The 11289-nt window shown below is 71.3% G+C and carries 8 protein-coding genes; 5 read left to right on the top strand and 3 right to left on the bottom strand.

The window, feature by feature from the left end:
• Positions 1–118 precede the first annotated feature (118 nt).
• The 5 genes from glgB to sppA all read left to right on the top strand — a co-directional run bounded on the left by glgB (position 119) and on the right by sppA (position 9185).
• Entirely contained in the window at positions 119–2314 is a 2196-nt protein-coding gene (gene glgB / locus ACFYYW_RS34525; protein WP_387655121.1) for a 1,4-alpha-glucan branching protein GlgB, read from the top strand.
• Between the two features lie 97 nt (positions 2315–2411).
• The gene (locus ACFYYW_RS34520) at positions 2412–4304 is read left to right on the top strand and encodes a S8 family serine peptidase (protein ID WP_387655118.1); all 1893 of its coding nucleotides are present in this window, start codon (positions 2412–2414) and stop codon (positions 4302–4304) included.
• Between the two features lie 193 nt (positions 4305–4497).
• The gene (locus tag ACFYYW_RS34515) at positions 4498–5871 is read left to right on the top strand and encodes a S8 family serine peptidase (RefSeq protein ID WP_387655116.1); all 1374 of its coding nucleotides are present in this window, start codon (positions 4498–4500) and stop codon (positions 5869–5871) included.
• Positions 5872–6039: 168 nt separating this feature from the next.
• On the top strand, positions 6040–7389 hold the full coding sequence (locus tag ACFYYW_RS34510; protein ID WP_387655352.1) for a S8 family serine peptidase: 1350 nt from the start codon (positions 6040–6042) through the stop codon (positions 7387–7389).
• A 98-nt stretch (positions 7390–7487) separates the two neighbouring features.
• Complete coding sequence (gene sppA, locus ACFYYW_RS34505; protein WP_387655113.1) at positions 7488–9185, top strand: signal peptide peptidase SppA; 1698 nt, start codon at positions 7488–7490, stop codon at positions 9183–9185.
• A gap of 57 nt (positions 9186–9242) precedes the next feature.
• On the opposite strand, the gene ACFYYW_RS34500 is transcribed toward sppA, so the two are convergent.
• From ACFYYW_RS34500 to ACFYYW_RS34490, 3 genes are read right to left on the bottom strand one after another with little or no spacing between them, the layout of a single operon-like run.
• Entirely contained in the window at positions 9243–9833 is a 591-nt protein-coding gene (locus tag ACFYYW_RS34500) for a flavodoxin family protein (RefSeq protein WP_387655110.1), read from the bottom strand.
• The gene (locus tag ACFYYW_RS34495; RefSeq protein ID WP_387655107.1) at positions 9834–10316 is read right to left on the bottom strand and encodes a flavin reductase family protein; all 483 of its coding nucleotides are present in this window, start codon (positions 10314–10316) and stop codon (positions 9834–9836) included. It lies immediately after the preceding gene.
• A 37-nt stretch (positions 10317–10353) separates the two neighbouring features.
• Positions 10354–11280, bottom strand: coding sequence for an ABC transporter substrate-binding protein (locus tag ACFYYW_RS34490; RefSeq protein WP_364416346.1), 927 nt, complete (start codon positions 11278–11280; stop codon positions 10354–10356).
• Positions 11281–11289: the final 9 nt, after the last annotated feature.

Genomic DNA, 11289 nt, shown 5'->3' with positions numbered 1-11289 from the left:
ACGATCCCGCATACTTCTGCGATCATCCCGGGATTTTGCACATTCGGTGATTGTCGCCGTGAAAGCGGGCAGTGCCTGAGATGGACGGTCATCATAAGGCAGGGTTGGGAGCATGCCCATGAGGACAGAGCTCGACCGCCTCGCTGGCGGGGCGCACCACGATCCGCACTCCGTGCTCGGAGCACACCCGGTCTCGGGCGGCGTGGTGTTCCGCGCGCTGCGCCCGCTGGCCGAGCGGGTGCAGGTGGTGCTCGACGACGGCACGGCCCACGACATGAGACACCAGGCCCACGGCGTGTTCGAGGCCACGGTCACCGGGCTGGACAAGGTGCCCGACTACACCCTGCGCGTCCGGTACGCCGGTGGCGAGCCGTACGAGGTCAGGGACCCGTACCGGCATTGGCCCACGCTGGGCGAGGTGGACCTGCACCTCATCGGCGAGGGGCGGCACGAGCGGCTGTGGGAGGTCCTGGGCGCCCGCGTGATGGAGCACCAGGACGTGCGGGGCACCGCGTTCGCCGTCTGGGCGCCGAACGCGCGCGGCATCAGGGTCGTCGGCGACTTCAACCACTGGGACGGCACCGCCTACCCGATGCGCTCGCTCGGCCGGTCGGGCGTGTGGGAGCTGTTCGTCCCGGGGCTGGAGGCCGGTGAGCGGTACAAGTTCCAGATCCTCGGCGCCGACGGGCTCTGGCGCGACAAGGCCGACCCCATGGCCCGGCGCACCGAGGTGCCCCCGATGACCGCCTCCGTGATCGACGAGTCCGCCTACACCTGGGCCGACGACGAGTGGATGGCCGCGCGGCGCGAGCGTCCGGCGCAGCTGGGGCCGATGAGCGTCTACGAGGTGCACCTGGGCTCGTGGCGGCCGGGGCTGTCCTACCTGGAGCTGGCCGACCAGCTCTCCGAGTACGCCGCCGACATGGGGTTCACGCACGTCGAGCTGCTGCCGGTGGCCGAGCACCCGTTCGGCGGCTCGTGGGGCTACCAGGTGACGTCCTACTACGCGCCGACGGCCAGGTTCGGCACCCCCGACGAGTTCCGGCACTTCGTGGACCGCATGCACCAGCGCGGCATCGGCGTGCTGCTGGACTGGGTGCCGGCCCACTTCCCCATGGACGAGTGGGCGCTGGCCCGCTTCGACGGCACCCCGCTGTACGAGCACGCCGACCCGGCCAGGGGCGAGCACCCCGACTGGGGCACCTACGTCTTCGACTTCGGCCGCAGGGAGGTCAAGAACTTCCTGGTCGCGAACGCCCTCTACTGGCTGAAGGAGTTCCACGTGGACGGCCTGCGCGTGGACGCGGTCGCCTCGATGCTCTACCTCGACTACTCGCGCCGCGAGGGCGAGTGGACCCCCAACGTCTACGGCGGCCGGGAGAACCTCGACGCGGTCGAGTTCCTCAAGGAGATGAACGCGGTCTGCTACCGGGAGGCTCCGGGCATCTCGACCGTCGCCGAGGAGTCGACGGCCTGGCCCGGCGTCTCGCGGCCGGTGCACCTGGGCGGGCTCGGCTTCGGGTTCAAGTGGAACATGGGCTGGATGCACGACACGCTCGAATACCTGCGCCGCGAGCCGATCTTCCGCCAGTACCACCACCATCAGATGACGTTCTCCCTCATCTACGCCTATTCCGAGAACTACGTGCTGCCGCTGTCCCACGACGAGGTGGTGCACGGCAAGGGCTCGCTGCTGGGCAAGATGCCGGGGGACGAATGGCAGCGGTTCGCCCAGCTCAGGGCGTTGCTGGCGTTCATGTGGGCGCATCCGGGCAAGCAGTTGTTGTTCATGGGCGGGGAGTTCGGCCAGGGCTCGGAGTGGTCGGAGGAGCGCGGGCTCGACTGGTGGGTGCTGGAGTTCGACGGGCACAAGGGCGTGCAGCGGCTCGTCCGCGACCTCAACAGGCTCTACAAGGAGACCCCGGCGCTGTGGGAGCAGGACGCCCGGCCGGAGGGGTTCCGCTGGATCGACGCCGACGACGCGTCGGGGAACACGTTCTCGTTCGTCCGGTACGCGGCCGACGGGTCGGCGGCGGCCTGCGTGGTCAACTTCAGCGGCGGGGCACACGAGAGCTACCGGCTCGGCCTGCCCTACGGCGGCCACTGGGCGGAGGTCGTCAACACCGACGCCTACGACTACTGGGGCAGCGGCGTGGGCAACATGGGCGGGGTCGAGGCCGCGGCCGAGCCGTGGCACGGGCTGCCGTTCTCCACGACGTTGCGGGTGCCGCCGCTCGGCGCGGTGTGGCTGACCAAGGAGGCGCCGACGGAGGCTTCGGAGTCCGCGGGGCCGGCGGGGTCGCTGAACGTTTGAGGTGCGTGCGCTGAAAGTTCGATGAGAAACAGGGCCGGGCTCTGTGCTGGCGGGATAAATCGCCCTAAACTCCGAGATCATCCCCTTCGGAGGACGCGTGCGATTTCGCCCCCTGATCGTGTGCTCGATCGTGCTGGCCCTGTTATCCGCCTCCGTCCCGGCGTTCGCCGACGACCCCGCGGCGACGCCGACGCCGGCGCCCTCCCAGAGCAAGCTGGAGGAGGGCCTCGCGCTCGACGGCGACACCACCCGCGCCATCGTGGAGCTGACCGACGCCGCGCAGCACGAGCCGGTGGCCGGCGTGGCGGCGGCCCAGAGCGTCGACGTGCTGCTGCAGCCGCAGAGCCAGTCGTTCATGGTGGTGGAGGGCACCGCCGAGGAGCTGGCGAAGCTGGCCGAGGACCCGCGCGTGACCTCCATCCACCGCGACCGGACGTACGCGCCGGCCGAGGTGGGGTCCAACATCACCCAGATCGGCGCGGACAAGGCCCACGAGAAGAACCTCACCGGCGCGGGCCAGAACATCGTCGTCCTGGACACCGGGATCGACCGCGACCACCCGTACTTCGGGGGCAGGCTCGTGGGCGAGGCGTGCTTCTCGGCCGTGGAGAGCGGCGTGGAGTCGCTGTGCCCGAACGGGCAGCCCCAGCAGACCGGCGAGGGCGCGGCCGACGCCACCACCGCCAAGTGCCTGTCCGGCGGCGTGAACCTGTGCGAGCACGGCACGCACGTCGCCGGCATCGCGGCGGGCAGCGGCGGCGTGGCCCCGGGCGCCGGGATCATCGCGGTGCAGGTGTTCAGCCGGGTGAACGACGAGGACATCTGCACGGGCGAGTCGTCGTGCCTGCTGGCCTTCGAGTCGTCGCTGCGGCTGGCCATGGACTACGTGGCCACGCTCACCGAGCCCGTCGCGGCGGTGAACCTGAGCCTGGGCGGCGCGTTGTCGGAGACCGACTGCGACGCCACCGAGGAGGGCGCGGTCTTCAAGCCGAAGATCGACGCCCTGCTGGCCAAGGGCATCGCGACCGTGGTCGCCGCCGGGAACGAGTTCTTCGAGGGCGCCTCCTACCCCGCGTGCGTCTCCTCGGCGGTCGCGGTCGGCGCGAACGACGGCGCCGACGCCATCGCCGACTTCTCCAACCGGGGCTCGCTGGTCGACTTCTTCGCCCCGGGCGTGGACATCCAGTCCTCGGTGCCGGACAACCAGATGGCCACGCACAGCGGCACGTCGATGGCGACGCCGCACGTCGCCGGCGCGCTGGCGCTGATGAAGGCCGCCGCGCCGCAGACGCCCGTCGCCGACCTGATCAACACGCTGAAGACCACGGGCCGCCCCTACCAGTACGAGGCCAACGGCGCCCAGGTCACCACCCCCCGCCTGGACGTGGGCGCCGCCCTGGCCGGCACCGGCACCCAGCCGCCGATCACGCAGGAGCCGACGACCGGCCCCACGGGCGGCCCCGAGCCCGACCCGACGGACGGCAGCGGCCCGACGCCCCAGCCCGACCCCACGGACGACGGGCAGCCCGCGCCGGCCCCGACGTCCTCGGTCACGCCGGTCCCGCTGCCCACGGTCACGGTGACGGTGACCGTCACGCCGACCCCCGCCCAGTCGGCCGCCGCCGTCTGCACGCGCGGCACGGCCGGCGCCAGGCTGACGGCCGGCAAGTGGGCCGTGGAGATCCACCGCAGCAGCGGGACGATCCCCGACACCACGCTGAACTGCTACCTGAAGCTGATCGGCAAGGCCAGCAAGGTGTTCCCCGAGCTGACCAAGGCGTCGTCGCTGGGCAAGGCGTACCGGGTGCTGAAGGGCACGAAGACGTCCCGCGACCAGCTGGACCGCGCGCTGCTGACGGCCTGGCTCAACTGGGCGCACGGCAGGAACGGCACCACCGTGCTGACCGCCGCCGAGAAGGTGCGGCTGAGCGGCGCGGCGTCGAAGGCGGCCCTGAAGAAGGCGACGAAGAACGTGCTCAAGTCGCTCTGAAGCAGCCTCGCTTCGCTCCGAAGCAGCCTCGCTGAGAGGGGCCGGTCGTCTCCGACCGGCCCTTTTCGTCTTTCCCGTCACAAGGCAAAAAGCAGCTCAGCGTTCACTGCTTTCCCATGGGTCACCGACATCACACTTGTCACACCAGGGGATGGACACCTCACACCGGACGGTCTGACCCTCGGAGGACTCAGTGAGGCTACGGTCCCTGCTCGCCGGCGCTGCCGCGCTGGCCACGACATCCGCCGTGCTCTGCGCGGCGCCACCGCTGAGCGCCGACGCGCGCGACACCGGCGACCCGGTCATCAGCCCCGCCCTCGTCGCGGAGGTCCAGGCCAAGAGCAAGGTCCGGTCGATCATCCAGCTCAAGCCGGGGCAGAACGTGCAGGCCGTGGCCAAGGACCTCGAACAGGCCTCCGAGGGCAGCCGGGTGCTGGAGGGGGCGCAGTCGTCCCACTTCTTCGTCGCCGAGCTGGACGGCAAGACGCTGGCCCAGCTCAGGAAGGACGACCGCGTCCAGGCGGTCTACAAGGATGAGCTGCGCCCGGCCGTCCTGGACACGAGCACCCGGATCATCGGCTCCGACCGGGCCAACGCGGCCGGCTGGACGGGCCGGGGCTTCACGGTGGCCGTCCTGGACACGGGCATCGACCGCGACCACCCCTTCTTCGCCGGCCGGATCGTGGACGAGGCGTGCTTCTCCTCCTCCGACGCCAGCGACGGCTCGGTCTCGCTCTGCCCGAACAACCAGCCGAGCCAGACCGGCCCGGGGTCCGCGGACGCCGAGACCGCCCAGTGCGTCGTGAACGGGGTCAACGCCTGCTCGCACGGCACGCACGTCGCGGGCATCGCCGCGGGCCGGATGACGACCGGCGCGCCCTCCAACGGCGTCGCGCCCGCCGCGGGCATCCTGCCGATCCAGGTGTTCAGCCGCATCGACAGCGCGATGACGTGCGCGGTCATCGGCACCCAGGCGCCCTGCTTCCTCAGCTACACCTCCGACCAGAAGCTGGCGCTGGAGTACGTCGCGCGGGTGGCCGCGGCCCAGCACGTCGCCGCGGCGAACCTGAGCCTGGGCGGCGGCGGGCCGTACCGGGAGAACTGCGACTCCGACCCGAGCGCCGCGGGTCTCAAGCCGGACTTCGACACGCTGATCTCCCTCGGGGTCGCGCCCGTGGTCGCGGCCGGCAACAACGGCTTCCCCGACGGCGTCGCGGCGCCGGCCTGCATCTCCTCCGCCGTCGCGGTGGGCGCCACCGACGACCGGGACACGGTGGCCGGCTTCTCCAACCGCGGCCCGCTGCTCGACCTGCTCGCGCCCGGCGTGGGCATCAGGTCGTCGGTGCCGGACGACACCTACGCCGACAAGAGCGGCACGTCGATGGCCGCGCCGCACGTGGCGGGGGCGTTCGCGCTGATGCGGCAGGCGCACCCGGACTTCACGGTGGCGCAGAACCTGCAGCGGCTGCAGGCCACGGGCCGCGGCGTCGGCTACGGCTCCGGCGGCGGCCAGGTGCGCACGGCCCGCATCGACGTGTTCGGCGCCACGGCCCAGAGCACTCCCTGAGCCTGGGAGCAGCGTCAAGGAGAGGGCCGGACCCGACGATCCGGCCCTTTCGCGTACCAGGACAAGAAGCGATAACAGAACACAAGCGTCCCTCTGACATCTCTTGTCCAATATCTACACTTCTTTACACAAACGCCCCCCGACCCCCCGGAGGATCAGTTGAGACTCATGTCTCTGCTGGCCGGTGCGATCACCCTCGCCGCCACCGCTGCGTCGCTGGTCGCCACCCCCGCCCTGGCCGACCCCGAGTCCAAGATCGACCCGGCCGTCACCTCGACGGGTGAGCACCGCGTCATCGTCCGCGTCCGCCAGCCCGCCCAGGTGCAGTCGGCCCTGGCCGGCGCGGAAGGGGTCAGGCAGGACAGGCGGAACGTCGTGGCCACGCCGCCCGCCGAGCTGGCCGGCAAGCTCGACTTCTTCGTCTACCGCGGCACCCGCGCCGAGCTGGAGAAGGTCGCCGAGCAGGCGGACGTCGTCTCGATCCGCAAGGACCGGCTCAACGAGCCCTCGCTGGCGCAGAGCGTGCCGCTGATCGGCGCCGACCGGGCGCACCGGCAGGGCTTCACCGGCAAGGGCACCGCCGTCGCGATCATCGACTCCGGCATCGACAACGACCACCCGGCCTTCGGCCGCCGCATCGCGGCGCAGGCGTGCTTCTCCGCCACCGACCCGGCCGACGGCTCGACGCCGCTGTGCCCCAACGGCAGCCAGTTCCAGATCGGCGACGGCGCGGCCAGCTCCGAGACCGAGGCGTGCCTGCGCAACGCCCCCCGGCCCGAGTACGGCCTGTGCTACCACGGCACCCACGTCGCGGGCATCACCGCGGGCCAGGCCACCAAGGAGTTCCCGAACCCCGGCGTCGCCCCCAAGGCCAAGATCATCGCGATCCAGGTCTTCAGCCGCTTCGACAACTCCCCCTACTGCGGCGCCGCGGCGTCCTGCGTGCTCGCCTACGACTCCTCCGTCCTGACCGGCATGGCGTACGCGAACGTGCTGGCCGACCAGTACGACATCGCCGCGGTCAACCTGAGCCTGGGCGGCGGCAAGTACGACACCTCCTGCGACGAGGGCGACGGCGCCGACTTCAAGGCCGAGGTGGACCAGCTCCAGGCCAAGGGCGTGGCCACCGTCGTGGCCGCGGGCAACAACGGCTTCGACGCCGCCGTCTCCTGGCCCGCCTGCGTCTCCAACGTCGTGACCGTGGGCGCCACCGACAAGCAGGACGCCGTGGCCTCCTTCTCCAACCGGGGCGCCCTGCTCGACCTGTTCGCGCCCGGCGTCTCGATCACCGCCGCCATCAGCGGCAACGCCTACGCCACGCTGAACGGCACCTCGATGGCCGCCCCGCACGTCACCGGCTCGTTCGCGCTGCTGCGGCAGAAGCGCGCGCACGCCACCCCCGACCAGCTCCTCGACGCCCTGAAGCGCACCGGCAAGCCCATCGCGTACGCCAGCGCGGGCACCCAGGTCACCACCCCCCGCATCAACGTCTACGCCGCCCTGCACAACCGCCGCTGACCCGGCCTCGGCCCAGCTTCCAGGCGGACGCCCCTACCCGGGCGCCCGCCTGGAGCTCTTCCGGGCCCGACACGAAATGTGTCGCTTAGGGTGGCTATATGGACGCAGGCAGGGCGATCTTCGAAACCGTCGACAAGCTTCGCCAGCGGCGCACCGGCCCGCTGGTCCTGGAGCTCGATCTCACCGAGGGCCTCACGGAAGGACCGCCGTCCGACCCGGTCGCCGCGGTGTTGTCCATGCGCAAGACCCGTCTGTCGGACGTGCTGTCCGGCCTCCGGCGGGCCGCCCGGGACTCCCGGGTCAAGGCGCTGGTGGTCAAGCTCGGCGGCAACCCCATGGGCCTGGCCATGGTCCAGGAGCTGCGCGAGGCCGTCACCCGCTTCCGCGCCTCCGGCAAGCTGACCGTGGCCTACGCCGAGACGTTCGGCGAGTTCAGCGGCGGCACGGTGCCCTACTACCTGGCCACCGCGTTCGAGCGGGTCTACCTCCAGCCCAGCGGCGACGTCGGGCTCACGGGGGTGGCGATGGAGCAGCGGTTCCTCAAGGGCGCGCTGACCAAGCTGGGCGTGGCGGTCGAGGCCGGGCAGCGGCACGAGTACAAGACCGCGGTCAACACCTTCACCCAGGACCACATGACCGAGCCCCACCGCGAGTCGATGACCCGCATCGTGGAGTCGGTCGCCGAGCAGCTCGTCCACGGCATCGCCGAGGGCCGCAGGCTCGACCCCGCCAAGGTGCGCGAGCTGATCGACCGCGGCCCCTTCACCGCCTCCGAGGCGCAGGAGACCGGCCTGGTGGACGCCCTCGCCTACCGCGACGAGGTGTACGACGAGGTCAGACGGGCCACGGGCGGCGAGGCCCACCTGCTGTTCGTCTCCCGGTACGCCAGGAGCGCGGCGGTGCGGAAGCTGCCGCATCCCATGGCCGACTGCATCGCGCTCGTGCACGGCAGCGGGCAGATCAGGAGCGGCCGCAGCGGACGCAGCCCGCTCGGCGGGGGCGGCGCGATGGGCTCCGACACGATCAGCGCGGCGCTGCGCGCGGCCCGCCGGGACGAGCACGTCAAGGCCGTGGTCTTCCGCGTGGACAGCCCCGGCGGCTCGTACGTGGCCTCCGACACGGTGTGGCGGGAGGTGACGCTGACCCGCCGGGTGAAGCCGGTGATCGTCTCCATGGGCGACCTGGCCGCGTCCGGCGGATACTTCGTGTCCATGGGCGCCGACGTGATCGTGGCCCAGCCCGGCACCCTGACCGGCTCGATCGGCGTTTATGGCGGCAAGCCCGTCATGACTGACTTGCTCCAAAAAATCGGGATAAATACTGAACTGGTCGCCGACGGGGTGAACGCCGGCATGTTCTCCACCGCCCGCGGCTTCTCCCCCGAGCAGTGGGACCGGGTGAACGGCTGGCTCGACCGCATCTACGACGACTTCGTGGGCAAGGTCGCCGAGAGCCGCGGCCTGACCCGTGAGCGCGCCCATGAGCTGGCCAGAGGCCGGGTCTGGACCGGCGCGGACGCCCACGCCAACGGCCTGGTCGACGAGCTGGGCGGCCTGGAGCACGCCCTCGCCCTGGCCCGCGAGCGCGCCCGGCTGGCCGACGACGCCCCCGTGCGCGTCTACCCCAGGCTCAACCCGCTGGAGCGCCTGCGGGGCCCGGAGTCCAGCGAGGACAAGTCCGCCGCGCTGGCCAGGATGCGGCTCGACGCCTGGGGGCCGCTGGCCCGCCTGTCGGCCGAGCTGGGCCTGCCCGCCGCCGGTCCGCTCTCTCTGCCCGGTTGGTACATCATCAGGTAGTTCGATCTTGCACGCTCGCCCGTGCCGGCAAGGCCGTCACCCGGATCAGGCCGGCCTTCAGCCCGGTGCGGGGTCCGACGCCCGGCTGGCACGACGAGCGGCGCCGGGGCCGAAGAAGGCCGCGGCCCGCTCCAGGGCGCCGGTGTCGCGCAGGATGTCGCCGGGGCGGTTGGCGTAGCCGACGAGCGCGCCGCCCCACGACCCGAAGTACTCGGCCGACAGCCGCAGCGTGCCGATCAGCGGATCGGCCACCGACTCGTCCTCCTCGCTGATCGTGGTGACCGCCCAGACGGTCTTGCCCGCCATGCGCGCTTTGAAGTCGTAACCGGGGACGCGCATCCAGGCCGACCAGTGGTCCAGGTAGAGCTTGGTGGTGGCCGAGACGCTGTACCAGTAGAGCGGGGAGACGATCACCAGGTCGGTGGCGTCGAGGGTGGCGTCGGCGAGCAGTTTCGCCGCGCCCTCGGGCACGGGGTAGAGGCCGTCGCCGGTGTGGCGGATGTCCTGGAAGGGCGGCAGCGGGTGGTCGTCGAGGCGCAGCCAGCGTTGCCCGACGTCCGGCGGGAGCGCGGCGGCGGCGTGCCTGGCCAGGGTCTCGGTGTTGCCGTCACGGCGGTTGCCGCCCAGGAGGAAGAGGAAACTGCGCATTCAGCATCCCATCGGCCGGTAGCGGGCGCGCAGCCGTACCAGCGGCTGGAGCGCGGGGGTGACATAGGGGACGGCGAGCACCTGGGCGACGAAGAGCGTGTGGTCGCCGGCCGGGACGACCTGGGTCGTCTCGGCCTCCAGCGCCGCCACACCGCCCTCGACCACCAGCGCCTCGGTCTGCGCCCCCCGGTGGTGGGGGGTGCCCGCCAGCAGCAGGCGGGCGCTGGGACGGCCGGCGGTGGCGAAGCGGCTGGCGATCGCGGCCTGGCCGGAGGACAGCAGCGAGGCCGCCCACCGGTCCTGCCGGAGCAGCACCTCGCAGAGGTAGCCGCGGGAGGCCAGGCTGATCAGCACGAGCGGCGGCTCGGCCGAGACGGACATCAGCGCCGACACGGTCACGCCCAGATCGTCACGCCCGTCCCGGACGGTGATCACCGCGACGCCCGCGGCCAGTTGCGCCATCGCCTCCGTGAACTCGCTCACAGCGGAGACCTCCGGCCGGAGGCCCCCGCCGCGGGCGTCAGGCGAGGCCGTTGGAGGTCAGCCATTCCTTGGCCACCGTGGCGGGCTCGTCCTTGTTGACGGAGATCTTCTGCATCATGTCGAGCAGGGACTGGGTGCTCAGCTTGGCCGAGATGCCGTTGAGCGTGGTGCGGATCGTGTCGTTCGCGCCGGCCTTGAACAGCAGCGGCGTGACGTTCTGGGCGGGGAAGATGTTCTTGGTGTCCTGGAGCGGCACCAGGTTGTTGGCCAGCATCTTGGGGTCCGTGGTGAACACGTTGCCGACCTGGATCGAGCCGTCCTTCAGGGCGTCGGCCGTGGCCGGGCCCTTCGGCTCCCACTGCTTGAACTCCAGCCCGTAGACCTCCTTGAAGCGCGCCTCCCACCGCTTCTTGAACTCGGGCGGGCCGCCGACGACCATGTTCTTGGAGACCTTGGCCAGGTCCTCGATGGTGTTCAGCGACTGCTTGGTCTGGGTGTCCTTGGTGACCGAGAGGCTGTCCTTGTCCTCGGCGGGCGAGGAGTCGAGCACTTCGAGCTCGGCCGGGAGCTTCTCCTTCAGCGCGGCGTTGACCTCGTCGGTCGTCGAGGCGGTGTTCTTCAGGTCGACGAAGGCCAGCAGGTTGCCGTTGTACTCCGGAACGATGGTCAGGCCGCCGTTCTTGACCTGGTCGTAGACCGCCTCGCGGCTGCCGATGCGCGGCTTCTCCTCGACCTGCACGCCCTTGGCCTCAAGGGCCTGGGCGTAGATCGACGCGAGCAGCACGCTCTCGTCGAAGTCGAAGGAGCCGATGACGGCCTTGCCCCCGGCCGCCGCGGCCGACCCGCTGGGCGCCGCGCTCGTGGTGTCGAGCGGGTTGCCCCCACCGCCGCTCCCGCCACCGCAGGCGGCCAGCGCCAGCGTCGCCGACACGAGCACCGCCGCGGTGCCGATCATGCGTCTCATCTCTGAATT

This window comes from Nonomuraea sp. NPDC001831 (assembly GCF_042892035.1).
Taxonomy (GTDB): Bacteria; Actinomycetota; Actinomycetes; order Streptosporangiales; family Streptosporangiaceae; genus Nonomuraea.
This window is presented reverse-complemented; position numbering and strand designations above follow the sequence as displayed.

Coding starts and splice junctions, on each gene's coding strand:
- glgB (WP_387655121.1), top strand. CDS start 119: ATGAGGACAGAGCTCGACCGCCTCGCTGGCGGGGCGCACCACGATCCG.
- ACFYYW_RS34510 (WP_387655352.1), top strand. CDS start 6,040: ATGTCTCTGCTGGCCGGTGCGATCACCCTCGCCGCCACCGCTGCGTCG.
- sppA (WP_387655113.1), top strand. CDS start 7,488: ATGGACGCAGGCAGGGCGATCTTCGAAACCGTCGACAAGCTTCGCCAG.
- ACFYYW_RS34500 (WP_387655110.1), bottom strand. CDS start 9,833: ATGCGCAGTTTCCTCTTCCTCCTGGGCGGCAACCGCCGTGACGGCAAC.
- ACFYYW_RS34490 (WP_364416346.1), bottom strand. CDS start 11,280: ATGAGACGCATGATCGGCACCGCGGCGGTGCTCGTGTCGGCGACGCTG.